This is a genomic window from Bradyrhizobium sp. 33ap4 (assembly GCF_032654765.1).
In the GTDB taxonomy this organism is placed as follows: Bacteria; Pseudomonadota; Alphaproteobacteria; order Rhizobiales; family Xanthobacteraceae; genus Bradyrhizobium; species Bradyrhizobium australafricanum.
The window spans coordinates 12,925-38,379 of sequence record NZ_JAUMTJ010000074.1 but is presented as its reverse complement, the minus strand read 5'-3'; the positions used below and the strand labels follow the sequence as shown (position 1 = coordinate 38,379).

Sequence of the window (25,455 nt, the reverse complement as noted above, 5' to 3'; positions counted from 1 at the left end):
CGCTCAGCGCCGCCTTGTATTTGAGCCCCGGTGCGGCATCGAGCAGCCGTGCCACTTCCTCCACGCTCAGTACCACCGGCAGCTTGCGCGGCTCGTGAATGACATGGGTATGCTCGACGATCTCGTGGCGCTTGAGTGTGACCCGAAAGAAGAACCGCAGCGTCGAGACGGTCTGGTTGATGGTCGGCGCGCCAACGCCGCTTGCCGTCAGATGTAGCTGATAGCAGCGCACGTCCTCGAAGGTCGCCGTATCCGGTGATCGCCCGAGAAATGCGGCGAAGTTCTTGACCCTTTGCACGTAGTCATGTGGGTCTTCGGGGCCAACTTGCGGATCGTCATGTCTTCGATCATGCGCCGGCGCAACGGGCTCATTGCCTCGTCGGTCATGGGGATGCTCCTGTCTTGAGTGAGGTTGTCGAACCCCTCGATCTCAAGACAGGACGCCCCGTTGCGCTATCGTCTTGGCCGTGCCGCCAGCCGCGGCGTCCTACCGCGCGAGCGGTTTAGTCCTCTGACCCATCTGCGACATTGCGGCTGGCGGGGAGGGGTTTTGTCGGTCATCCTGATTTGTGGTACTTTGAGCCCAGGAAGAGCACAAGCTAACTCAAGCCGGCCCGGCGGAAGGCTTCCAGATAGTGCTCGCGGTCGGCCTCGTATTTGAACGGCAAGTTCTTCCCGATCCAGGCTAGGGAGAAATCGGGCTGTCTGCGGAGCAGTTCCTGCAATGCAGCCGTGGCGATTTCGCCTCGTCCGGCCATCGCAGCCGCCGCAGTCAGCATGCGGTAGCCGGAGACATGATCGGTGCGAAGCCGAATGCTGGCTCCGGCCAGGCGCATCGCCTCCTCGTAATTTCGTCCGACCAACTGGGCATGGGCGGCGATGCCGTTGTAGATCGCCGCAAATGGATCGCGCGGGCTGAGGCGCAACGCCTTCGTGGTGGCGACGCCGGCTTCCTCCCAGTGGCCGCTGAACGTCAGCGCCAGGCCGTACACGCTAAGTGCCAGCGCAAAGCTTGGATTGAGCTTCAGCGCCAGCTCAAACTCGCCAAGCGCTTCGTCGAAACGTCGCAGCAGCACATGAACGCAACCCAGCGCATGATGCGCCCAGGGATCCTCGCTGTCGGCGCGGACTGCCGCCAGCGCCGCGCGTTCGGCAATCGGGACCGATGTCGCCATCTCGCTCCAGCCATTGTAGGCGCAAAAGGTGTGGCTGGCGGACAGAACGGCAAGCGCTTGTCCGTAGTACGGATCGATCGCAATCGCCTTCTCCAGCAGCTCCTGCGCTTTGACATAGTCGGCTGGCGTGATCCGCCAGAAATGCGACATCGCCCGCATCACCAGACCCCAGGCGTCCATGCTGTCCGGGGTCTTGCGTTTGGAGTGAAAATGCTCCGCCGCATAGAGCTGCGGCTCGATCGACGCAACGATCGCCTCGGTGATCTCGTCCTGCACGGCAAACACATCGGCGAGGCTGCGATCGTAACGCTCCGCCCACAGGTGGCTGCCGGTGGCGACGTCGTTGAGCTGCGCGGTGATGCGCACGCGATCGCCTTCCTTGCGCACGCTGCCTTCGATGACATAACCGATGCCGAGGGTCGCCCCGACCTCTTTGATGTTGACGGACTTGCCCTTGTAGGCAAACGACGAGTTGCGCGCGATCACGAAGAACCAGCGCAGCTTCGAGAGCGCGGTAATGAGGTCCTCGCTGATGCCGTCGGAGAAATAATCCTGGTCCGGATCGTCGCTCATGTTGGCAAAAGGCAGCACGGCGATGGCGGGACGATCAGGCAGAGGTAATGCCGCAATTCGCTCGCTGGATTCGTTCAAGTCCGGCTCCGCGCAAAGCTCTCCGAGCTCGTCGTCCATCGGCGGCGTGCGCACTTCGCCGACGAAGCGCAGACCCTTGCGCGAAATGGTGCGGATCAGCTTCTGCTGCTGGCCGCTGTCGCCGACCGCCTTGCGCACGGCATAGACGCGGCTGGTCAGCGTCGCATCCGAGGTGACGCGGCCGCCCCACACCGAAGCAACCAGATCGTCCTTGGTGACGACGCGATCGCGATTCTCGATCAGGTAGAGCAGAAGGTCGTAGACCTGGGGCTCGACTGCAATCAGTTCAGACCTGAGCCGCAGCTCGCGGGCGCTGGTATCAAGCACGTAATCGGCGAAATGAAACTGCATGCTCGTATCCTGGACCGGACTGCCGCAACGGCCTGTCGCGATTTGGACCGCATCGACCGTGGTTGCAACCGTCTTTGGTGCGCCGCGGCGCGTGTTTGCCGCGTCCGGCTGGGGGCTCAGGCGATCACGGCCCGATCACAATAGCACAATCAGGAAATCAGCAGGGCTTCTTCAGGCAAATCACGGCGTTCTCAAGACCGGCTTCAAGCCTGTCATCCTCTTCGCGGCTAAGTATCGGTCAAGGGGCATGAAACCTCTGGAAGGATGACGACCATGGCTATCAAAGCTGGCTTTTCTCCGACCACCGGCCTGCTGTCGGTGTTCGACGACAATCTCAACAACTCGATCACCGTGAGTCGCTCCGCGGCCGGAACGATCCTCGTGAATGGCGGCGCGGTCCCGGTCACGGGGGGCACCTCGACGGTCGCTAACACCTCCTTGATCCAGGTGTTCGGCACCGGCGGCAACGACACAATCGCGCTGGACGAGGCCAACGGTGCACTCCCGGCAGCTCAGCTGTTCGGCGGCGCCGGCAACGACGTCATCACCGGCGGCTCCGGCAACGATCGGCTGTTCGGCGGCGCGGGCGACGACACCCTGATCGGCAAGGGCGGCAACGACCTGCTGTTCGGCGGCGGAGGCAGCGACACGCTGGTTGGCGGCGCGGGCGACGACCAGATGTTCGGCGGCGCCGGCAACGATCTCATGGTTTGGAATCCGGGCGATGGCACCGACCTGATGGAAGGTGGCGACGGCATCGACACCGCCCAGGTCAACGGCGGCAACGGCGCCGAAAACTTCATCCTCACCGCCAACGGCTCCCGCGTACGATTCGATCGCATCAGCCCGGCGCCGTTCTCGCTCGATATCGGCACCACCGAGAACATCGTGCTCAACATGAATGGCGGCGACGACGTCTTCACCGCCGGAAACGGCCTTTCCAGCTTGATCAAGCTAACCGTAGACGGCGGTGCGGGCAACGACTCCATCACCGGTGGCGACGGCAACGACACGCTGCTCGGCGGTGACGGCAACGACACCATCATCGGCGGCCGCGGCAACGATCAGCTGTTCGGCGGCGCGGGCGACGACACCTTCGTCTGGAATCCGGGTGACGGCAGCGACAAAGTCGACGGCGGTGACGGCAACGACACCCTGGTGTTCAACGGCGCCAATGTGACCGAGAACATGACCGTCTCGGCCAAGGGCAGCGGCGCCACCCTAACCCGCGACGTCGGCACGGTCTCGATGAACCTCGCCGGCATCGATACCATCGATGTCAATGCGCTAGCTGGTGCGGACACCATCACCGTCAACGACCTGACCGGCACCAGCGTCAGTCAGGTCAACATCGACCTCGGCGGTAATGACGCGCAGCCGGACACGGTTGTGCTCAATGCGACCAACGGTGACGACGCGATCAATGTCACGGAAAGCAACGGCGTCATCACGGTGACGGGACTTGCGACGGACGTGACCATCTCCAATGTCGGCGCCGGCGACCGTCTCGTCATCAACGGCCTCGGCGGCGACGATGTGATCTCGGCTTCCGGACTGCGCAACGGCATCCTGCTCACTGCCAACGGCGGCGGCGGCGACGATGTCCTGATCGGCGGGAACGGCAGCGAGATCCTCAGTGGCGGCGCGGACGATGACATTCTGCTCGGCGGCAGCCCGCAGAATGTCCTCGATGGCGGTGCGGGACACAACGTCGTGATCCCGGGCGCGGCGCCAGGCCTCGCGCATACGGCGGCGGCAAGCGCGAGCCTGCTCGGCCAGTTCATGGCGTCGAGCTTCGTCTCGGCGGGAGCGGATCACGGCGCGATGCCCGTCGCCGAGCCGCCGTTGAGCCAGCAGCCGCAGCTCGCTCAGCCGCACGCCGCCTGAGGCCGACGGCGTCGTCCTGGAGAACAACCATGAGCATCGAAACCAATGGTGCGAGACCGACCGACCCGGGTCTCGAAATCCTCTTAACGCTGCTGCATCTCCAGGGCGTTGCGGCCGATGCCGGACAGATCGGGCATCGGCTGGGAACGGACAGGATCGGCGCAGCGGATATGCTCCGCTGCGCCAGGGATCTCGGCCTCAAGGCCCGTGCCTACCGAACCGATTGGTCACGGCTCGGCAGCACGCCCTTGCCCGCCATCGCGTCCCTGCGCGATGGCGGATTCCTTCTCCTTGCCAAGGCAGATGCGGACCGGGTGCTGGTGCAGTCGCCGCTTGCGCCTCGGCCAGCATTGATGTCACGGGACGAACTCCTCGCCATCTGGGATGGGCAGCTGATCCTGATGACCCGACGTGCCGGATTGTCCGACATGGCGCGGCGATTCGACATCAGCTGGTTCGTCGCCGCGATCCAGAAATACCGGCATCTGCTGGGTGAAGTGCTGGTCGCCTCATTCTTCCTGCAACTGCTCGGCCTGGCTTCGCCGCTGTTCTTCCAGGTGGTCATCGACAAGGTGCTGGTGCATCGATCGCTGAGCACGCTCGATGTCCTCGTGCTCGGGCTGGTGACGATCTCGGCTTTCGAGACCGTGCTGGGAATTCTGAGGACCTATTTGTTCGCGCACACCACCAACCGCATCGACGTCGAACTCGGCGCACGGCTGTTTCGGCAATTGCTGGCTTTGCCGATGGCCTATTTTCAGGCGCGTCGCGTCGGCGATTCGGTGGCCAGAGTTCGCGAGCTGGAAAACATCCGGAGCTTCCTCACCAGTTCGGCGCTGACGCTGCTCATCGACCTGTTCTTCACCTTCGCCTTCGTCGGCGTGATGTTCTTCTACTCGCCGCTGCTCAGCTGGATCGTGCTGGGCTCGTTCCCATTCTATATCGCGATCTCCGCCGGAGCGACGCCGCTGTTCCGGCAGCGGCTGGACGAGAAATTCCGCCGCGGCGCCGAGAACCAGGCCTTCCTGGTCGAGAGCGTCACCGGGATCGAGACGGTCAAGGCCATGGCGGTCGAGCCGCAGATGCAGCGGCGCTGGGAAGAGCAGCTGGCGGGCTATGTGGCTGCGAGTTTCCGGGTCCTGAGCCTCGGCAACAGTGTAAGCCAGACGGTGCAGCTCGTCAGCAAACTCGTCACCGCAAGTATCCTCTACTGGGGCGCAAGGCTCGTGATCGACGGCAGCCTTTCCGTGGGCGAGCTGGTCGCCTTCAATATCCTCGCCGGCAGGGTGAGTACGCCGGTGCTGCGTCTTGCGCAGCTCTGGCAGGATTTCCACCAGGCGCGCCTGTCGATCGCACGGCTCGGTGATATTCTTAACACCGCCGCCGAGCCGACCTATTCGGCGGCGCGGGCGCGGCTGCCGGCGATTCGGGGGGACATCAAGTTCGACCACGTCTCGTTCCGCTATCGCGTGGACGGGCAGGAAGTCCTGCGCGACGTCTCGTTCGAGGTGCCGGCAGGCCAGATCGTCGGCGTTGTCGGACCTTCCGGGTCCGGCAAGAGCACGTTCGCCAAGCTGGTCCAGCGGCTTTACGTTCCGGAACGCGGACGCGTGCTGGTCGACGGAATGGATCTCGCGATGGCCGAGCCCACCTGGCTGCGCCGCCAGATCGGCGTCGTGCTGCAGGAAAACATGCTGTTCAACCGCTCGGTGCGCGACAACATAGCGCTTGCCGATCCGGCGATGCCGATGGAGCGCGTGATTGCGGCGGCGCGGCTTGCAGGCGCGCATGAATTCATCCTCGAACTCGCAGAAGGCTATGACACCATGGTGGGCGAACGCGGTTCGACTCTATCCGGCGGCCAGCGCCAGCGGATCGCCATTGCGCGGGCCCTCGTCACCGACCCGCGCATCCTGATCTTCGACGAAGCGACCAGCGCGCTGGACTATGAGAGCGAACGAATCATTCAACAGAACATGAAGGATATCGCCAACGGGCGGACCGTGCTGGTGATCGCGCACCGGCTGTCGACCGTGCGGACGGCGGACCGCATCGTGACGCTCGATCGCGGCCGCCTGGTCGAGGATGGCAGCCACGACACATTGATCAAGACCGGCGGCCGCTATGCGTCGCTGCATCGGCTGCAGGGAGGATTCCATGAGGTCGGCTGAACTCGCGGCGCCTAAACCGTCAACGCAACACGTGATCGCGTTCCGCAGTCCGCGAGGGAGGCGCCGCGAAGAGCTGGCGTTTCTCCCCGCCGCGCTTGAAATCGTGGAGACGCCGCCATCGCCGCTCGGTCGCACGATCGGCAGTACGATCGTCGTCTTGTTCTGCCTGGCTCTGGCTTGGGCCTGGTGGGGCACGATCGATATCGTCGCGTCGGCCACGGGAAAAGTCCTTCCCAGCAGTCGCGTCAAGATCATCCAGCCGTTCGAGACCGCCGTCGTGCGCTCCATTCGGGTACAGGACGGCCAGGTGGTCAGGGCCGGCGATGTCCTGATCGAGCTCGATCCGACCGCGAACGAGGCGGAGCGAGATCATCTGCGCAACGACCTCCTTGCCGAGCGGCTCAATATCGCACGTTTGCGCGCGGCGCTTTCGGAGAATCCAGCGGCCGATTTCATGCCGTCGGCCGGCGTAGATCCGGAGCTGATCAACACGCAGCGTCAGCTGCTGCTCAATCAGGTGACGGAGCATCGCGCCAAGATCGCCGCGCTCGCGCGACAGCAAGCTCAGAAGGAAGCCGAACTGGCCACGACAGGGGCGACGATCCACAAGCTGGAGACCATCATTCCGGTCATTCAATCACGCGTCGATATCCGCAAGATGCTTGTGGAGAAGGAACTGGGCTCGAAGCTGACCTATTTCGAGGTGTTCCAGCTCCTGGTCGAGCAGCAGGAGGAACTCGTGGTTCAGACCAGTCGCTTGCACGAGACTGAAGCGGCCATCGCAGCGATTCGCGAGACGCGCAGCCAAGTGGCAGCGGAGTATCGGCACACGATCTCCGACGACCTCGCCAAGGCCGAACAGAAAGCGAGCGGGCTCACCCAGGACCTGATCAAGGCCGAGCAAAGAACGAAGCTGCAGCAGTTGACGGCGCCGGTGGACGGCGTGGTGCAGCAGCTTGCGGTTCACACCGTTGGCGGCGTAGTGACGCCGGCGCAGCAGCTGCTTGTGGTGGTGCCGAGCGAGAGCCGGCTCGAGATCGAGGCCATGGTGTCGAACGGCGATATCGGCTTCATCCATGCCGGACAACAAGCCGAAATCAAGGTCGATACTTTCAATTTCACCCGCTACGGCCTGTTGCATGGCGAGGTGCTGTCGGTGTCACAGGACGCCGTGATCCGCGACCGCCCGCAGGATCGCGCCGGCGATCGGGCGCTGGGTACGGCACGCGAGAGCAGCGAGCCGAAAGGCCAGGAACTGAACTACAGCGCGCGAATCTCGCTCGATTCTACCCAAATGCAGATCGACGACAGAATGGTCAATCTGTCGCCCGGCATGGCCGTCACGGTGGAGATCAAGACGGGATCGCGGACCATCCTGAGCTATCTGTTGTCGCCGCTCCGCCGCTATCGGCAGGAAACTTTGCGGGAGCGCTAGGAGGCAGGGCAATGTTCGCACTGATTTCGGCAAGGCCGTTCAAACGCTGGAATAGCTCGATCTGGTGTTGTCGGCGGCGCTGTTTGGCTAGACCAACCGGCTGATGCACGCGCTCGGCGAACCGCGGGCGTGACGACGGCCTGCTGGAGCATGATGAGGTCGGGTTGAATCGGTCTCTCGACCGCCGCGCTGCACTCCTTGCGAGCGGGACCCCACCGACTTCGCTATGACCATTCAACCTGATCGCATCGCGCTCTACGCACGCACTCATAAATCCGGGATGTCCGCCCTTGAGGCAGAGCAGACTCGCAGCCCTGACCGAATGGGCTCGTCTTGTGGCCCTGGCCGTGTGAAAACGTCGATGCTTTTCTAAAATTCCCTGGTCATTGTGTGGGGGGAAGCTGATGAGGCGCTTCGTGAAGCAGGCGGATCGTGAACAGTGGACGCTAGCCGACCTTTCTTAGAATGCCCCCAATGTCCGCAGCCGGGAGGGAAGCCGACCAAAGTCGAGCGGGGCGTCGTGGTCGGCTTTTGACCATCCCGGACGTCGGCCCCAACCCGCAAGCGCCAGCGAAACCCTTCATTTGAACATCGGCTATGTCCGACCACTATGCTCCCTTCACCGCACTGGCGAGGTGTGCCTTTATCGGAAACTTTAACCCATCATCGGCGACATGAGACATCAGCGCGTCTTCTACCTCGCTGACCAAGACCCTACGGGTTTCATCCGAGACTTTGGCCACATGGCCTGAGAGCGGCGATCCGCGCACATAGTCCTGCACGAACCGCGAAACTGACGGAAAACGAACGGTTCCTGCAGCCGACTCAATCGTTATGTCGCTGAAACCTTCCGCAGCCACAAGCGCGCGTAGCTGTTTGGCATCGGCGAGCGAAAAAGGAGCGCGCATTATGCTCGCCGCCTCAGTGCTGACGTGCCGCGAAAGCGCACCGGCTAAGGCGCTGAACCCAGGACTGTATTGGATGTCCTGCCACACCATAAAGCCGAGGCGGCCGCCAGGTACCAGCACGCGATACATCTCGCGCAGTGCGGCGGGTCGATCTGGAAAGAACTGGAGTCCCAATTGGCAGTACACGACATCGAATGTCCCCGCAGGCAGAGGCATGTTCGTCGCGCTGGCCTCTTGCCACGTGATCGGTGCGCTTGTGGTCGGGCGGGCAGCTGCGATTGAGGCGGCGACCGCCAGCATACCGGGATTCAGGTCGAGACCGGTCACGCTCCCGGCGGGGCCTACTCGCTGCGCGGCGAGCCGCGCCACCACGCCGGTACCGCATGCGACGTCCAATACGCGCTCACCTGCTCGCGGGTCTGCGAGTGCAACTACGAGCGGTGCCCAAGGTGCGAAGACAGCCGGAACAAGGGCGTCCTCGTATGTCTCAGCGGCATTTCCAGCTACTTGCCATTGTCCTTGGTCAACCATGGCCTATCCTTGATAGCCACGTCCCCCGCTCGCTTCCGTGTGAAGCTAGCACATCGAGGGGGGCAGCAGTCGCGGCCCTTTAGCGCACGTGAACATCGCAAAGTGCTCGATCTGAGGCGTGTACTCATAAACGTTGGCTTGCGGTCATAAAGCGGAAGTCGCCCGGTCTGACCGCCAAGGGCGGCTTTTGACCCAGCGGAAACGTCGCAGCTCTTTGCATTTGGTGTTATGATTGGGCACCAACGGCGGTGCAGCATCTGGGTTTCGGGGGGCGGCCATTGGGGCCTAAAAACGAGTCGGGATTTCAACTCAAGCCGTTGGCCAGCGAGCGGGCTCTGGAGCGCGCTGAGCGATTGGCCAATCTTCTGGCCTCCATCGTCGAGTCCAGCGACGATGGAATTGTGAGCAAGAATCTAGATGGCATTATTACGAGTTGGAACAAGGCGGCCGAGCGCATTTTCGGTTACTCGGCCACGGAGGCTATTGGTCAGCCCATTACACTCGTGATTCCGCAAGACCGGCTCAGCGAAGAACGGGAGATTTTAACCCGCATCCGACGAGGTGAGCGCATCGACCATTTCGAGACTGTCCGGCGACGTCGGGATGGTAGCTCAATCATCGTTTCGCTAACTGTTTCTCCTGTCAAAGACGCCCACGGCAACATCGTCGGCGCATCAAAAATTGCTAGAGATATTACCCAGCAGAAGCGAACTCAGGAGCAGATTAGCATTCTGGCTCGCGAGGCGGAGCATCGAAGCAAGAACATCCTTTCTAACGTACAGGCAATTATCAACCTTTCTCAGTCCGACACCTCCGAGGGCCTCAAGGAAGTGATCAGCGGGCGCATCCAAGCGATGGCAAATGTTCACTCGCTGTTTGTTGAAACGCGGTGGATAGGAGCCGAAGTCTCGGCGATCGCCAAGCAGGAGTTTGCCCCTTACCTCGAAGAGAGTCACCAGAAGCGGATTGTGATGGAGGGGCTGCAGACGGTGTTAGAACCCATCGCTGCGCAGGCGATTGCTGTTGTCCTGCATGAGTTAGCAACCAATGCTATCAAGTATGGAGCGCTATCCAACACAAGAGGCCGGATAGAATTGGCCTGGTCGCGCGCCGAGGATGGACAGCTGGTGCTCCGCTGGACCGAACTGGGCGGACCGAGGGTAAAGGCGCCCCAACGTAAGGGTTTTGGTAGTCGGCTCATCGAAGGGACGATCAATCCACTTGGCGGGAAGGTGCTGTTTGACTGGCGCGCGGAAGGGCTGGTTTGCGAAATCGCCGTTCCGACGTGAGATGCCAATCGAGCTTCGCTGCTCTCGCCGCTACAACTTTTGCTTATGGCCGATTCTGTTGAAAATGGCGGCTGTTGCGACGCAGAGGTATCAGTGATTCAGTCTGTCTAATTGGCAGGACTGAAGATCATGATGGGACATCGGCAACTCGACCAGGCTGCGTTGTTCTATGAGTTCTCGCTCGAAAGGCATATCCTCGCCGACCACTTGCTCCGGTCGATCGACAGGTTTGTCAACCTTGAACGGGTCAGGCAGGAGCTGGCGCCTTTCTACAGCAGCATCGGCCGACCTTCGATCGATCCCGAGCTGATGATCCGGATACTCTTGATCGGTTACTGCTTCGGGGTCCGATCGGAGCGGCGGCTGTGCGATGAGGTCCACCTCAATCTGGCCTATCGGTGGTTCTGCCGGCTCGGTCTGGATGGGGCGGTGCCGGATCACTCGACATTCTCCAAGAACAGGCATGGCCGCTTCCGGGAGAGCGACCTCTCCGTCACGTGTTCGAGAGCGTCTTGTGCCGCTGCATCGAGGAGCGACTGGTCGGCGGTGAAGGATTTGCAGTTGATGCGAGCCTGATCAAGGCCGATGCCAATCGGCAGAAGGGGATCGAAGGCGATAAGGGACTTCTGCCGCATGCTGCCGGTCGAGCAATCGATGAGCGTCTGGCTATGCCGCTTTCGGAGCCGCGACCGAGGTCACCCCGAAGTTCATATCGCTCTCCGATCCGGCGGCGCGCTGGACGGGGCGCACGGCGGCCAAGCGTTTTTCGCCTATTCGACGAACTACCTGGTCGACATCGAGAACGCGATCATCGTCGATGTTGAGGCCACGACGGCAATCCGGCAGGCGGAGGTATTGACCGCTAAGCGCATGATTGAGCGCTCGCTGGAGCGCTTTGATCTCTATCCGAGCCGGCTCCTCGGCGACAGCGGCTATGGCTCGGCCGAGATGCTCGCCTGGCTAGTCTATGAGCACGGCATCAAGCCGCACGTTACAGTCTTCGACAAGTCGGCCCCGCACAGACGGGATCTTCTCGCGCGACGACTTCACCTATGACCATGCTGGGGACATCTATCGTTGCCCTGGTGGCAAAGTTCTTACCACGACGGGAACGTTGGTGAATGATGGTGCCACCATGCTTCACCTCGCCAGCAAGCGCGATTGTGATCGATGCGCATTGAAGGCTCGGTGTTGCCCCAAGCAGGCTTCACGGAGAGTGCCGCGCTCGATCTACGAGGGCGCTCGCGACATGGCGCGCCAGATCGCGAGATCGTGGGAGGGAGGCGCCTCGCGCCGGCTCCGCAAGAAAATCGAGATGTTGTTCGCGCACCTCAAGCGCATTCTCAAGCTCGACCGTTTGCGTTTACGAGGTCCAAACGGCGCGCGCGACGAGTTCATCCTCGCAGCCACCGCCCACAAACCTTCGAAAGATGGCCAAGCTGATCCCGATGCCCACCCGGAGGCTCGCATAGGGTCGGTAGAGCAGTTCGGCCACGTCGCGGCGGAGCTACTAAAACGAAATACTACCAGCCTTTTTCAACGGAATCGACCATATGCAGACATTCGTCACCCCCGCCCGCGCCCTCTCGGCTTGGGCTCGGCCAACGGTGCGACCTCGACCGTGGCGCTCTCTGTGGCGCGCTCTCGCTCAATAGTCAGCCGCACTTGCTGACCGACCGCGGTCAGCCCGATGAGGTTGCGCATTTGCGTGGCGCTGCGGATCGGGATTTCGTTGGCCTTCAGAATGATGTCGCCGCGGCGAAGGCCCGCGCGCTCTGCGGGCGAGCCGGGGCTGACCTCCTTGACACGGGCACCCTGCGTCACACCCGCAGCGGGCGCCTCGAGATCCTCCAGCGCAACGCCGATGCGGCCACGCTCGACCCGCCCTGTCTGCGCGAGCTGCTCCATCACCTTGCGGGCCATGTTGATGGGTACCGCAAAGCCAATTCCCACATTGCCGCCTCCCGGAGAGATGATCGCCGTGTTGATGCCAACGAGTTCGCCGCGCAGATTGATCAAGCCGCCACCGGAGTTGCCGGGGTTGATCGCAGCATCAGTCTGGATGAAATCTTCATAGCCGTGCTTACCAAGGCCGGTGCGCCCGAGCGCGCTGACAAGGCCTGACGTGACGGTCTGGCCCAGGCCGAAGGGATTGCCCACCGCAATGACGAAGTCGCCGACCTGAAGCGCGTCGCTGTCGCCCAGCGCGATGGCTTTCAACCCGACGGGCCCCTTGACCTGTAGTAGCGCGATATCGGTCGGCGCATCGCGGCCGACCACGCGACCGGCAAACTTTCGGCCATCCTTGGTTCTGATTTGCACCGCGGTCGCGTTGGCAACAACGTGGTTTGCCGTCAATACATAGCCGCGCTGGGCGTCGACAATCACGCCCGATCCGGTGGCGTTGATTTCCTTCTCCAGCTGCTTCGGAACGTCGAAGAACTCCCGGAAAAACGGATCCTGGTACAGCGGATTGTCCTCGCGCACGCGTCCCTGCACCGAGATGATGACGACGCTCGGCGTCACCTCCTTGACCAACGGCGCAAGGGTTGGCACGCGGCCGGTGTTAACGTCTGGAATTTGGGCGAGAACTGGCGGTCCGGAAAGGGTTAATGCCAGCGTCGAGCCGAGCCCGAGTCGCGCAAGCCCACGCAAGTATCGCATCATTTCTCTCCGGTAGCACACGCGTTTATCGCCCCGTCCTCCGGGGCGGTGGCGGCGATTAACTGGTTGGCTCAAGTCGACTGTTCAAGAGCCCTCAGTGCATCGTTCGGATGAGCCGCCAAAATTTTCGTAGAAGCTCTTGAACGGATTTTGTCCGTTACCTAAGTCGCTTCCGCCCGGGGGCCGGTTTCCGGACCCGGATTTTTGACATCGCTGACCTAATCAGGAGGATGTGCATGCATTTCCGTCCATTGCACGACCGCGTGCTCGTGCGCCGCATTGATGCCGAAGAAAAGACCGCTGGCGGCATCATCATTCCCGACACCGCAAAGGAGAAACCGCAGGAAGGCGAAATCGTCGCCGCGGGCCCTGGCGGTCGGAATGAGCAAGGACAATTGGTGCCGCTCGACGTTGGTCCCGGCGACCGCGTGCTTTTCGGCAAGTGGTCTGGCACCGAAGTGAAAATCGACGGCCAGGACTACCTCATCATGAAGGAAAGCGATCTTCTGGGCGTGGTCGACAAAGCCGGCTCGCTCAAGAAGGCCGCTTGAGCAAGCTGGAAGCTGACAGTCATTCGAGAAAGGAGCAGATAATATGGCTGCCAAAGACGTGAAATTCTCAACTGAGGCCCGCGAGCGGATGCTGCGCGGCGTCGATACGCTCGCCAATGCGGTCAAGGTGACGCTTGGTCCCAAGGGACGCAACGTCGTCATCGAAAAATCCTTCGGCGCCCCGCGCATCACCAAGGATGGCGTCACTGTTGCCAAGGAAATCGAGCTCGAAGACAAGTTCGAGAACATGGGCGCACAGATGGTGCGCGAAGTCGCCTCGAAGACAAACGACCTCGCCGGTGACGGTACCACGACGGCGACCGTGCTAGCCCAAGCCATCGTCAAGGAAGGCGCAAAATCGGTCGCCGCCGGCATGAACCCGATGGACCTCAAGCGCGGTATCGATCTAGCGGTTGAAGTCATCGTCAAGGACCTGCAGGTGCATGCCAAGAAGGTCACCTCCAACGAGGAAATCGCGCAGATCGGCACCATTTCCGCCAACGGCGACACCGAGATCGGCCGTTTCCTTGCCGATGCCATGCAGAAGGTCGGCAATGAGGGCGTGATCACCGTGGAGGAAGCCAAGAGCCTCGATACCGAGCTCGAAGTGGTCGAAGGCATGCAGTTCGATCGCGGTTATGTCTCGCCTTACTTCGTGACCAACGCAGAGAAGATGCGGGTCGAGCTCGAGGATCCCTACATCTTGATCCACGAGAAAAAGCTCTCCGGGCTCCAGACCATGCTGCCGCTGCTGGAGGCGGTGGTGCAGTCGGGCAAGCCACTGCTCATCGTCGCCGAGGACGTCGAGGGCGAAGCACTCGCGACTCTTGTCGTCAATCGGCTGCGCGGTGGCTTGAAAGTGGCAGCCGTCAAGGCGCCCGGGTTCGGCGACCGCCGCAAGGCCATGCTCGAGGACATTGCGATCCTCAGCGGCGGAACGGCGATATCGGAGGATCTCGGAATCAAGCTCGAGAACGTAACCCTCAACATGCTCGGGCGCGCCACGAAGGTCGTCATCGACAAGGAGAACACGACCATCGTCAACGGCGCAGGCGCCAAGAAGGACATCGAGGCCCGCGTCACCCAGATCAAGGCGCAGATCGAGGAGACTACCTCCGACTACGATCGCGAGAAACTCCAGGAGCGTTTGGCGAAACTCGCTGGCGGCGTCGCCGTGATCCGCGTCGGCGGTGCCACCGAGGTCGAAGTCAAGGAGAAAAAGGATCGCGTCGACGATGCAATGCACGCAACGCGCGCCGCGGTCGAGGAGGGTATCCTGCCCGGAGGCGGCGTGGCGCTCCTGCGCGCGTTGAAGGCGCTCGATGGTCTCAAAGCTTCTAATGCAGATCAGAAGGCCGGCATCGATATCGTGCGTCGCGCCATCCAGGTTCCTGCCCGGCAGATCGTCCAGAACGCCGGTGAAGACGGCTCGCTCGTCGTCGGCAAGCTGCTCGAGAACGCCGACTACAATTGGGGCTTCAACGCAGCCACGGGAGAGTACCAGGACATGGTCAAAGCGGGCGTGATCGATCCTGCCAAGGTCGTCCGCACCGCGCTGCAGGACGCGGCCTCAGTCGCCGCCTTGCTCATCACGACGGAAGCCCTGGTGGCCGACAAGCCGAAGAAGGCGGAGACGGCGCCTGCCGCGCCGTCCATGGATTTCTGATCAACCCGAGCCCGGCCAGCGACGGCCGGGCTCATTCCACCCACCACGAGAAAGGAACGGTAGCACCAAGGAGCTTCAGATGAGCAGACGCATGCAATCTCCATCACCCAACGGCGGGGCGGCTGTAATGCATTGGCTCATGTTCGCCCTCAGCCTTCTCACCATCGCTTGGATCGGCTTGCCGAAATTAGGAGGATGAGATGACAGGAAATGATACCCTTTCCGCTCGTGCTGAGAATTCAGCCCGCCGGGCCCGAATGATGATTGCGGGCGCGTTCGCTTATGCGGCAATGCTGCTCCCGGCGGGTGCCTGGGGCCTTGACGGTCCCCCAAGGCAGATCCCCGAGCGCGCGAACCACCTTCTGCCGCTTCCGCCCATCCCCTATCTGGATTCGATGCAGTGGATGAGCTGGAAACCGAGCCCGCCGCTGTTCAAGATGGACACGCTGCTGTTGCCAGACAGCAATGAACCCAATGTCCTTCGTCTTCCGTCCGACCTGGAAGGGACTGCACCCCAGGTGAGCTAATGCTCCACGCGCGGCCCGTCTATGGGTCACGCAGCTTCCCTGGCGCTCGAGGACGGCGAACCTGCGCCTCAACCGCGCTGTCCGAATTGCGGGCCCGGGTGCATAACTCGCTTGTTAACGAAACGGACGTCAGGTCAGGTTACTGGGGACCAAAAGCCCTAAAAAATTTTTGGCCCCCTCTTGAAACCAAAAACGACTTTGCTAATTCTTTTGTCGCCACCGAACGGTGGTGTCCGGGCGCCTCAGGGGTCCGGCCGTTGAGACGGGCACCGGTCGTGTCCGGTGCCGCTCGTAACCATCTTGCTCTTTGGAGGATTTGGCTATGCGCACTTATGATTTCTCGCCCCTTTGGCGTTCGACCATTGGCTTCGATCGCCTTTTTGACCTCGCGGAAATGGCCCAGCGGGCCGGCGAGGACAACTATCCGCCCTACAATATCGAACGGCTGTCTGAGGACCGCTACCAGATTTCGTTGGCGGTTGCAGGTTTTGCGCCCAACGAGATCGCGATCACGGCCGAACAGAACGTGATCACCATTGAGGGCAGCAAGTCGGAGAAGGCTGAGCGCGATTTTCTCTATCGCGGCATCTCCACCCGCAGCTTCAAGCGGCAGTTCAACCTGGCGGATTACGTTCAGGTCAAGAGCGCCGCATTCGACAACGGCTTACTCAAGATCGAGCTGGTCCGGGAAATTCCGGAAGCCATGAAGCCGCGCCGTATCGCAATCAACGGCGTATCGGCCGACAATGTCCAGAAATTGGAAGCCAAGGCAGCCTAAGCAGGCTCCGACCGGCGCCGCGCGAGGCTTCGCGCGGCTGCCGCTCGTCGTCAATGCAAAGGAGGATACCATGCGGCCGACGACCGCTGACGACAACGTGTTTGACTTCAACGCGCTCCTGCATCCCGGCACCGCTTTCGAACATCCCAGGGATGTCGTGTGCCACGCCGGCCTGACGACGGCCGAGAAGCGGGCAATTCTGGCATCCTGGGCGTCCGACGCATCGGCGATAACATCATGCCCGTCGCTCCGCTCGCCCGCCGGACTGAAGAAGCCCGTATCGATCGACGAAATCCTCGAGGCCCTGTGCGAACTCGACGGCGGACCCCGGAATCCTCCGGGTGGAAAGCCTTGTCGGTTGCGCTCAACCGAGCGTGCCTTGGCCGCCTGAGCCGGAAGGGGACGAATGATGATCGAGGGAAATCTTGAACGCCTGCGTGCCCATTGCGCCAATATTCGGCGCTACCGCAGGCTCCTCGAGACGCGGCTGTCGGACCTGGAGCGAGCGTATATCGCACGCCGGATGAGCGAAGAGCAGCGTTCCGTGGAGGCTCTTTTGCACGAGACGTTTCCCGATCGCCTCTCGCTGCAGACGGATCGCCGACGAACAACGAACCTGGAGATGGCCGGGCTGCTGCATCCAGCCGAGGCGTTCGCTCATCCAATGGACGTTGCCGAAGATTTCGACCTCACATCGTACGAGAAACGGGCCATTCTATCGCTTTGGGCCGCGGATGCTTGCGCCGTGAAAGACGATCCAGAATTGAACCAGACAATCGATGGAGCCGTGAGCTTCGACGACATCGTGGATGCCCTGTGCCTTCTGGAGTCCGATTCGGATCGAAGGACCGATGGTTCCAACCGAAAAGGCCGACGTTTTGGCAGCCATGAGGCGGACGATAGTCCCGCCCTGTAGACCGATGCTTTTGTTGCTCTGCCGCGACTCTGACGAGCGCGGCAGAGGCGGGAATTTGTTGAGCGCTGCGAGGGGGAAATGTCTCAAACTGTCTCTCAGAAATTGCCGTCGCTCGGCACCGGGCTGACGAAGTATTTAACGGAAATTAGACAATTTCCGATTCTCACTCAGGAGGAAGAGACCACCCTTGGTCGGCGATGGCGAAACCACGGCGATCGTGAAGCGGCTTATCGCCTGGTGACAAGCCACCTGCGTCTCGTTGCGAAAATCGCCATGCGATATCGAGGTTATGGCCTACCCATTGCCGATATCATTTCCGAGGGCAATGTCGGCCTGATGCAGGCCGTGCGGCGATTCGATCCGGAGCGGGGCATCCGCCTTTCCACCTATGCCATGTGGTGGATCAAGGCAACGATCCAGGATTTTGTTCTTCGCTCCTGGTCGCTGGTGAAGATCACGGCGGACGCTGCCCAGAAGAAGTTATTCTTCAAACTGAGGCAATCGAAGAGTGCGATCGCCGCCTTGGAGGACGGGGATCTGAGGCCAGAACAGGTCAAGACGATCGCCACTCACCTCAAGGTACCCGAACGTGAAGTCGTGAATATGGACCGTCGCCTGCGTGGCGACCTGTCCCTGAATTTACGACACAACGATGCCGGCGACGTCGGCGATGCCCTCGAACGACTGGTAGATCCGTCGCCTACTCATGACGTGACGCTGGCCGAGCACCAGGAACTGGCTCAACGGCGCCAAGCATTGACAGCAGCCATTGAGAAGCTAAGCCCCCGTGAAAGGCATATCTTCACAGCACGCTATTTGAGTGAAGATCCCCCGAAGCTCGAAGCGCTCGCCTTGGAGTACGAAATATCGCGCGAGCGTGTCCGCCAAATCGAGCAACGGTCATTTGAAAAGGTACAGTCCGCGATGCTGGCAGGAGGAGCCTGTCTGAAAAGTCCAGACAACATTCGAAGGAACGGTAAGCACACTTTCGGCTCAGGCGCTTGACTGTACGATGCTAACGCCATTCATTCTTTGTCTGATGGCGCGAACAGCATGGCCGCGGCAGGAGCCAACTGCGCGGCACGACATATCTCCGCATTTGAAACTGCTCGCCTGCGTTCAACGTCATTAACTACAAAGGCATCAGAAGACGCGTGTGCTGACGCCAGCTCGTTCGCCGAAGACACGGAGATTCGCGACGCCGCCTGAAGCGCTCCCACGCATTTCAAAAATAGGGATTCGGGGCGCACCGTGGTGGGGCTCCCTCTTCTAGGTGCTTGGCAAGCGCCCGACGCAGAAATTTCTGCATCGAACCCAGAATTTTTCTTAGACCCCTCTTGAAGCCCAACTCGTTTTTTCTAACCAAGGTCCCAGCCGTGGCCCGTGGTCCCGCCTGATAGACGCCGATAGTGTGAGAAACAGCGGTACTGACAAAGGTCATGCCGGACGCAGCAACAATGCTCAGTCGTCGCTCGGGAAATCCAACTCATCCCTCAAGCAGAGAGAGCATGAGCAGTGCTCTGAAGCCGTAGATTGCTAAATCGTTTGGATCATACCAAGCCGTTCCCGCAAACCGGCGCAAACTACGCGGTCCCTGATATTCGGAGTTGGCGGAGAAGCATCAGGGACTTGCGCTCCGCGCTGGCGTATTCCCTAAGTCGTGAACAGCGGAAATGGTCCAGCCCGACACCACTGTTGGTCGGCTGCGCTCCGCGGCAACATTAGCTTTGAGATGGGATATGATCGGTGGGCGAAGTCGTGCGCCCCAATGCGCTGTAATATTCCTGCTGAAAATTAGAAAAAAGCGGCCCGGCCTTGGGGTAGCTCTGGGGTGGGCCGGGCCGTCAGGACATGCCGAAGTGTGAGTTTCCGGCCGCGCCATGAGCGGTTCCGATTCGGGCAGCAAGAGGGCGCGCAATTCGATGTCGAGGGGCGATCATTTTGCCAACTCTGCCAGATTTAGTATTTCGGCGACGATTTTACGCCGCTCCGATGTGTCGTTTGATCGATTGAACTTATCTTCCAGCACTTGGAAGGTTGTTCTGATCAGCGTGTCATCGAGCACGACCGGCAATTTATCCACGGCATCAAATCCGGCAGCAGCTGCCTCCTCAAACCCAGCCACGAATGCCTTCTTAAAGGCCTCGCGATCGTGCAGAAGATGCACGATCTTCGGCTCAATGGACGCGCTGAAGGCATGTCCGAAAACAAGAAACATACTCATGCCGCCACCGCCGTTTCAGCCTCGAGCGACGTAAAGAACACGCGGGGAATTCCAGTGAATGGTGCGACGACTGATCCGGGCATTACGAAGGTGCGATCTCGACCTTGGGGATAGGGGTCAACCAGGCCGAGATCGCGCTGCCTCGCCGCTGCTGACATCGCGATCATTGTTCGCCTTCATGGCCGCGTTCTGGCCAGATGGTGGCTCGATCTTGGTTGTCCGCGATGTTCACCGTGTCGGCATTGTCGTCGGGAGCCTCGCGGCGATCCGCCATCGCCTCGACGGCTTCGATCACATGCCGTCTTACTACCCGGTCCCGGATCGAGCGAAAGGCTCTGCCGCTTGACGTAGGGCTTCACATAGGCCTGAGCCATCAACCGCACCGCATGCCCCATCGTCTGCAGCTCGCGTGACCAATGGTGCAATGACGCGCAAGCCTCGATCCCCACCAGGCGTGGCGGCAGCTTCTGGAAAAATGCCAGGACGTGCCGGCGCTTCAACTGTCGGCGTATGACCACCTGGCCGGCTGCATCAATGCCGTGCACTTGGAAGACCGACTTCGCGATATTCAGACCGATCGTCGAAATTGACTGCATAGGCTGCTAGTCCGAATGGTGGGAACCATGAGCGTCTTGTGGCTTCCGACGGATGGGTTCATAGGGAGCCCAACGGCCGGGACACGCTGAAGGTGACGCCTCAGAGCTCCTAGTGGATCGAACCTAACGCTTGATACCCGCCCACGACCGTCTTTCCGGTTCGTGGAAGGGCATCGCGGCCTTACCCATCTGCAGACGTTCCGAAGGTCGCAGTGGAGTGGAAGGCGGACCCTGGCCGCTTTACGATACGACTAGCTTGCCTCTCTCAGAGACGGTAACGACCGTTTGGTGAGGAGCATGCCTTCCCAAGCGAGGTGTGGCCCTCACCAAATGCCCGGGACGAGCCGCCATCGGACCCGCGCGGCGTAATCCGAATAGCCTGCAAGCTCTCGCTGGAGAATTCGATCCTCCGTGATTGTCCGATAGAGCAGAAACGGCAGGCTGAAAATCACAATGAGCGCAACCGCGAGCCACGATCCAAGTGCAGGTCCGCTCGCCAGGATAATCAAAATCCCGGCAATGTATCCTGGATGGCGGACGAAGGCGTATGGACCCGTGGTGACGACGTGGTGACCGCGGTCGGTTTGGATGCGAATAACCGAGGAGAAGAACCGGTTCACGCGCATAGCCCAGAGCGCCAGGCCGTAACCGGCCCCGACCGTGAACAGGCAAATGCCTTGCAGCCAGCCGGGCACGTCGTCGCTCCAATGGAACCGACCACGGTCGAGCCCGGCAACGATCCAATGCAGGAGCAGAACGAGCGAGAAAAGTCTCAACGCGAGCGGCGGCTTGTTGCCACCTGGCCGCATCCGCTCTCGCAAGAGGTCCGGGTCGAGCGCCGCGAACGAAAGGATCATGACCACGGCTAGGATTGCCAGATACGTCCAAAAGCCTGGGATGGCGACCGTACCGGCTGCTACGAACAGCGCGACGGCCGCAGCGATCACGAACAAGGCTGCCTGGAGGTAACCGGAGATTGGCATCCGCTACTATACCATGTCAGAGGAGGCGAGGCGGCGCCACGCATGCCCTAGTGGATTTCCGCCTGACATAAGAGTCCGATTTGGGATTCCCTTTGGCGAGTGCGCGTGCGAGTCTGGCGCATGCGCACGGGAATTTCCTTCACCGTTTCGCCGACCGATCGCCAGCGACTGATGGCGCTCGTCAAGGATCGCAATGCGCGGCAGAAGCACGTCTGGCGTGCCGAGATCATCCTGCTGACGGCCGACGGCGTCGGCACCGTCGACATCATGCAGCAAACCGGCAAATCCAAGGCCTGCGTGTGGCGTTGGCAGGAGCGCTTTGCAGAGGAGGGCTTCGAGGGGCTGCTGCGCGACAAGACGCGGCCCTCGCGCATTCCGCCGCTCGGTCCCGAAGTGGCCGAGCGCGTGGTGGTGCTGACGTTGCAGGACCCGCCCGGCGAGACCACGTATTGGATCGCCGACATGATGGCGCAAGCCGCCGGCATCAATGCCAGCGCGGTGCGCCGCATCTGGAAGGCGCACGGCTTGCAGCCCCACCGCTGGCGCCAGTTCAAGCTGTCCAACGACCCGCAGTTCGTCGACAAGTTGCGCGACGTCGTCGGCCTCTACGTCGATCCGCCGGCCCACGCCATCGTGCTGTCTGTCGACGAGAAGAGCCAGATCCAGGCGCTCGACCGCACCCAGCCCGGCCTGCCCATGAAGAAGGGCAGGCTCGGCACCATGACCTACGACTACAAGCGCAACGGCACAACAACGTGTTTGCCGCCCTCAACGTGCTCGATGGCACCGTCATCGGCCGCAACATGCAGCGCCACAGGCATCAGGAGTTCATCCGCTTCCTCAACGCCATCGACGCCGAGGTGCCGGCCGCCAAGGCCATCCACGTCGTCCTCGACAACTATGCCGCTCACAAGCACCCCAAGGTTCGGGCCTGGCTCGACCGCCATCAGCGCTTCACCTTCCACTTCACGCCGACCTCGTGCTCCTGGCGCAACGCGCTCGAGGGCTTCTTCGCCAAGCTGTCGAAGCGGCGCCTCAAGCGCGGCGTCTTCCACTCCGTCGTCGACCTCCAGGCTGCCATCAACCGCTATTTCGCCGAGCACAACCAGAAACCCAAACCCTTCGTCTGGACCGCTGACCCCGACGACATCATCGCCGCCGTCAAGCGTGGGCACCAAGTGTTAGATTCCATCCACTAGGTGGTTGGCATACGCAGAATTTAGCAATGGCCGGCGCTGGGTATCGCTCCGGCGAAGGCCGCCTTGCGCGGTGATGGAGATTGAAGACATAGGCTCATGACTGGGAGTGGTAATTCTTGATACCGATGTGAGCTTTGGCCCCAAGAGCTGCTCAGGCCGCTTTCTTTTGTGAGCGACATCTTGCCACCGTGATTCTACGGAATCCACCTCTGCGTCCTTCAACGCTAATTTTGACCTTGCCGGGGGCTAGATTTCATCCCGAAGCAATTTTCAGATTCCGGTAGAGGGGCCGTCTCGCGACACGGCCCCTTTCATTTTGAATAGGAAAGGCCGACGCAGATTTTCCGGTTACCTGGAGGTCGAGGTGCTGCCTGCTAAACAGCATTTGGACGATCCACGGGAATGTCGGCTCAGCGTCCCCCTCGTTGAGGCCGTACTGCGGCTTTCGGATTTGCCAGGTAGGAAGCTCGATCTCAAACAAATAGAACGATGGCTACCAGAGCGATGGGGCTAAGCCCCAACACTACAATGCTCGTCCTATAAAATAGGTCGTCGGTCATGAACAACCCCTGCGGTGGCAACCTAGCTCGGTACAACTGGCGACCAAAGTGCAGGTTGTGCCACGGCTAGGAAATTAATCGTGCTCTAAATGAGAATAGCCGCCCACCGAGGCGGCCTTACTCTCTCGCGTCGTTGTTCTGTGAGAGCTGACTCTTCTCAGGCGGCTTCGCCAGCTTCAATTTGACACTCAACCGGCGCGACCTGGCATGCGCTCGCTCGGCGGGCGTGTCATGACGTTGGCCCTTGGCGCTGTGTCCCTTCGCCATACCTGCTTTCCTTTTCCGGTAAGGGCTCCTGCGTCTTGCGATCGATGAACGTGTCCGGCGCCGGGTTTCTTTTGAGCAACCGGATAGATTTGGCAGAGGCCTTTACGGCCTCATCAACGATCCGCTTGTCTCGCTGTTGAGAAGCGCAAATGCGATTAATGACTCGCTGATCGGCCATGGACCGCGCTCCTTCGCTTGTGCTGGCGGGAGCGCTCTCGGTCTCTCACCACCGACGCCTAGCGTTACCGCGATCACGTAAGACGGTCAGTCTAGTCGGTGCTCGGACGAGCAATGATATGGCCTAAATCTATGGATCACCCGAGAGAGCGCAGTGAGGACAATAGCGATCAGCGGCTTTGCCGAGTTGGCGTCGGAATTCCTGCCGGAGAGCTTCTCCCTCCCAAGTCGTGCCATCGCACTTGATCAGCTTTCTGGCGCGCGCAAAGGCGTGGTTTTCAGCCGCGTCATCACCGAGACGGACCATGATATCCAGATGGAAGGGACATACTGCTATGGCATGGGTGGTTTCCAGTGCGTAGTGCACGGCTGAACGCAAATCATCTATGTGGCTGCTTACGGGCATGCGAGCCTCCTCGGACGAAACGGGGCTCGGAGTGCTAGAGCCTGAGTCCCGTAACCCTTGAACAGTCAGGTTTTTCGGATGCGGCTCATCTATAGCCCGCTTGGCTGGCCTATCATTGATATAGCGCAAAAAGAACTCGGCTCTATGCAAAAGCTCGGCTACTAGTTGAGATGGCCGGGCGAATGCAGATATGAACTCAATGAACACTGCGAGTGTGCTGCGGTGCCAGCACACTTCCATCCCGGACGAATATGGGTGGCGGGCGGCGTTAGACGCACTTGAGTGGAGGCTGTTTACCCGCCGGACCGAGGCACGAACGTATCCACGGACGCGGCTATTCGGGTTGCCAATTCAGTAGCGGTCGGCGCGGACTGCTTTTCGAGTGGTAAGGCGACGGAATGCGCCGCCGCCAATCCGGCACCAGCGGTACAAATGGCTATCGCAATTGCAACGAGATGATCGATCCTCATGGCGATGGTCCCTCGCATCAACCCCATCAAATAACCGGGCAAATTCAAAATTGGTTCCCCAGTCTGAGCGATTTCCTAATGAACGATCGCCGGAACTCTTCCCAAGGACTTGAACGTTGGGTCTTGTTGTCGAGCCGACAGAACGACACGCCGTCGCATCGGCTGCGCCGTGCCAGTGCGCGCGTTTATTTCAGAACAGCCCGACCAGGGAGAAGAGAGCGACTTCGGTCAGGAAAGCGACACTCATGATAGCGACGGTGAGAAACACGTCGCCAGCCGAAAGATTTGTCATAGTGCGCCTCACATTCCGCGAAGCCCCGTGGGTAATTCACCTATGATAAAAAGGTTCGGTTCCAGCGGATCAAAGCAAGCCGATGCGCGTTGCTATTGTGGCGGCAGAAAGGCCGTGCACATGCAATGAAGCTGTGCAAATCAGCTATTGGTGGCAGCCATGGCCGAACCGCGCCGCGCCCGCTCTCATCCCATTTCTTTGGAACTCAAGCACTCCCGCGCAATCTGTGTCGAGATTGGCGAGCGGCTCCGGCAACATCTCGCGCGGGACGACGCCGCTCCGGTCCCGCTGTACCTCCAAGAATTGCTGCGCCGGTTCGCGGCGATGGAGCGCGCTCCGGCAACCGTTCCCGAACGGCAAAACCCTGAGCGTAGCAGGCTATTCGGGTTTTCGGCGGCTTTCCGAGGGCGGCGGCGGTGACCCGGGGTGGTGTGGCAGCTAGCCCCGGCCAAACAGCCGGAACGTTCGCGGACCCAGAGCGTTCTGGGTTGGCACTGCCATCCGAGAGGCCTCGATGCGATCAGCCCCGCGTCGGGGCCTTTCGTCGTTTGGAAGCTTGTAAGCGGACGCCGGCTGAGTTGGATTTTGGATGGACGCTGCGCGCCACTATCGGCTTCATCGTCATAACAGAGCAAGTCTCGACGATTGGCGATGTGGCCATCGGGATCGAGAATGTATGCGGTGTCGTTGCGCACGGTCGCGGTCGTGGAGCAGGGTTCCGACACTAACGGTTCTTGGAACCGTTTGTTCTGGAAATGCTTAGAGCTGTTGGAACCCTGCT

The 25,455-nt window shown here is 60.9% G+C and carries 20 protein-coding genes and 3 pseudogenes; 14 read left to right on the top strand and 9 right to left on the bottom strand.

All coding sequences use genetic code 11. The features are described from left to right. Positions 1-298, bottom strand: a 298-nt coding sequence (locus tag Q2M23_RS37835) for a phage integrase N-terminal SAM-like domain-containing protein (protein WP_316398767.1), incomplete at its 3' end; no start/stop codon positions are given. Between the two features lie 301 nt (positions 299-599). Beyond that, a complete protein-coding gene (locus Q2M23_RS37830; RefSeq protein ID WP_316398766.1) occupies positions 600-2,177 on the bottom strand; it encodes a winged helix-turn-helix domain-containing protein in 1,578 nt (525 codons plus the stop codon). Between the two features lie 273 nt (positions 2,178-2,450). Between Q2M23_RS37830 and Q2M23_RS37825 the strand changes: the two genes are divergently transcribed. The 3 genes from Q2M23_RS37825 to Q2M23_RS37815 are packed head-to-tail and all read left to right on the top strand — an operon-like array spanning position 2,451 to position 7,670. Further along, positions 2,451-4,064 carry a calcium-binding protein gene (locus tag Q2M23_RS37825; protein ID WP_316398765.1) on the top strand — a complete coding sequence of 538 codons (1,614 nt, stop codon included), beginning with the start codon at positions 2,451-2,453 and terminating at the stop codon, positions 4,062-4,064. 29 nt (positions 4,065-4,093) lie between these two features. After that, on the top strand, positions 4,094-6,235 hold the full coding sequence (locus Q2M23_RS37820; protein WP_316398764.1) for a type I secretion system permease/ATPase: 2,142 nt from the start codon (positions 4,094-4,096) through the stop codon (positions 6,233-6,235). Next, positions 6,222-7,670: an HlyD family type I secretion periplasmic adaptor subunit gene (locus Q2M23_RS37815; protein ID WP_076828154.1), complete on the top strand. Its 1,449-nt coding sequence runs from the start codon at positions 6,222-6,224 to the stop codon at positions 7,668-7,670. The genes Q2M23_RS37820 and Q2M23_RS37815 overlap by 14 nt, the downstream gene beginning before the upstream one ends. Before the next feature lie 608 nt (positions 7,671-8,278). On the opposite strand, the gene Q2M23_RS37810 is transcribed toward Q2M23_RS37815, so the two are convergent. Continuing rightward, positions 8,279-9,109, bottom strand: a complete 831-nt coding sequence (locus tag Q2M23_RS37810) for a methyltransferase domain-containing protein (RefSeq protein ID WP_316398763.1) — start codon at positions 9,107-9,109, stop codon at positions 8,279-8,281. Between the two features lie 353 nt (positions 9,110-9,462). Here Q2M23_RS37810 and Q2M23_RS37805 point away from each other — a divergent pair, with 353 nt between their 5' ends. Beyond that, entirely contained in the window at positions 9,463-10,398 is a 936-nt protein-coding gene (locus tag Q2M23_RS37805) for a PAS domain S-box protein (RefSeq protein ID WP_233475395.1), read from the top strand. Positions 10,399-10,527: 129 nt separating this feature from the next. Beyond that, positions 10,528-11,870 (top strand): annotated as a pseudogene (locus Q2M23_RS37800) (transposase). Positions 11,871-11,964: 94 nt separating this feature from the next. Here the strand turns inward: Q2M23_RS37800 and Q2M23_RS37795 are convergent. Then, on the bottom strand, positions 11,965-13,062 hold the full coding sequence (locus Q2M23_RS37795) for a trypsin-like peptidase domain-containing protein (RefSeq protein WP_316398762.1): 1,098 nt from the start codon (positions 13,060-13,062) through the stop codon (positions 11,965-11,967). Between the two features lie 236 nt (positions 13,063-13,298). Between Q2M23_RS37795 and groES the strand changes: the two genes are divergently transcribed. The 7 genes from groES (at position 13,299) to rpoH (ending at position 18,505) form a co-directional block, all read left to right on the top strand. Continuing rightward, positions 13,299-13,613 (top strand): co-chaperone GroES, encoded by a 315-nt coding sequence (gene groES / locus Q2M23_RS37790; RefSeq protein ID WP_076828150.1) that lies wholly within the window; start codon positions 13,299-13,301, stop codon positions 13,611-13,613. A gap of 43 nt (positions 13,614-13,656) precedes the next feature. After that, on the top strand, positions 13,657-15,279 hold the full coding sequence (groL, locus tag Q2M23_RS37785) for a chaperonin GroEL (protein ID WP_057018175.1): 1,623 nt from the start codon (positions 13,657-13,659) through the stop codon (positions 15,277-15,279). A gap of 200 nt (positions 15,280-15,479) precedes the next feature. Further along, a complete protein-coding gene (locus Q2M23_RS37780) occupies positions 15,480-15,806 on the top strand; it encodes a hypothetical protein (RefSeq protein ID WP_316398761.1) in 327 nt (108 codons plus the stop codon). 322 nt (positions 15,807-16,128) lie between these two features. Then, positions 16,129-16,584, top strand: coding sequence for a small heat shock protein HspD (hspD, locus tag Q2M23_RS37775; RefSeq protein ID WP_018272795.1), 456 nt, complete (start codon positions 16,129-16,131; stop codon positions 16,582-16,584). A gap of 70 nt (positions 16,585-16,654) precedes the next feature. Next, positions 16,655-16,975, top strand: coding sequence for a hypothetical protein (locus Q2M23_RS37770; protein WP_141341757.1), 321 nt, complete (start codon positions 16,655-16,657; stop codon positions 16,973-16,975). A gap of 15 nt (positions 16,976-16,990) precedes the next feature. Next, positions 16,991-17,500: a hypothetical protein gene (locus tag Q2M23_RS37765; RefSeq protein WP_316398760.1), complete on the top strand. Its 510-nt coding sequence runs from the start codon at positions 16,991-16,993 to the stop codon at positions 17,498-17,500. 78 nt (positions 17,501-17,578) lie between these two features. Further along, positions 17,579-18,505, top strand: a complete 927-nt coding sequence (gene rpoH / locus Q2M23_RS37760; RefSeq protein WP_076828143.1) for an RNA polymerase sigma factor RpoH — start codon at positions 17,579-17,581, stop codon at positions 18,503-18,505. A gap of 931 nt (positions 18,506-19,436) precedes the next feature. Here rpoH and Q2M23_RS37755 read toward each other — a convergent pair. From Q2M23_RS37755 to Q2M23_RS37740, 4 genes and pseudogenes are all read right to left on the bottom strand, one after another. After that, positions 19,437-19,724: a hypothetical protein gene (locus tag Q2M23_RS37755; RefSeq protein WP_141341754.1), complete on the bottom strand. Its 288-nt coding sequence runs from the start codon at positions 19,722-19,724 to the stop codon at positions 19,437-19,439. A 163-nt stretch (positions 19,725-19,887) separates the two neighbouring features. After that, positions 19,888-20,019, bottom strand: coding sequence for a hypothetical protein (locus Q2M23_RS37750; RefSeq protein ID WP_316398769.1), 132 nt, complete (start codon positions 20,017-20,019; stop codon positions 19,888-19,890). A gap of 43 nt (positions 20,020-20,062) precedes the next feature. Further along, positions 20,063-20,320: pseudogene (locus Q2M23_RS37745) on the bottom strand (IS110 family transposase); the annotation flags it as partial. 323 nt (positions 20,321-20,643) lie between these two features. Then, entirely contained in the window at positions 20,644-21,267 is a 624-nt protein-coding gene (locus Q2M23_RS37740; protein ID WP_244558992.1) for a methyltransferase family protein, read from the bottom strand. A 156-nt stretch (positions 21,268-21,423) separates the two neighbouring features. Here Q2M23_RS37740 and Q2M23_RS44225 point away from each other — a divergent pair. After that, a pseudogene (locus Q2M23_RS44225) lies at positions 21,424-22,502 on the top strand (IS630 family transposase). A gap of 789 nt (positions 22,503-23,291) precedes the next feature. On the opposite strand, the gene Q2M23_RS37725 reads toward Q2M23_RS44225, so the two are convergent. Beyond that, positions 23,292-23,507 (bottom strand): hypothetical protein, encoded by a 216-nt coding sequence (locus Q2M23_RS37725; RefSeq protein WP_076833986.1) that lies wholly within the window; start codon positions 23,505-23,507, stop codon positions 23,292-23,294. A gap of 153 nt (positions 23,508-23,660) precedes the next feature. Here Q2M23_RS37725 and Q2M23_RS37720 point away from each other — a divergent pair, with 153 nt between their 5' ends. Continuing rightward, the gene (locus Q2M23_RS37720; RefSeq protein ID WP_316398759.1) at positions 23,661-23,879 is read left to right on the top strand and encodes a hypothetical protein; all 219 of its coding nucleotides are present in this window, start codon (positions 23,661-23,663) and stop codon (positions 23,877-23,879) included. The last annotated feature ends 1,576 nt before the right edge of the window (positions 23,880-25,455 follow it).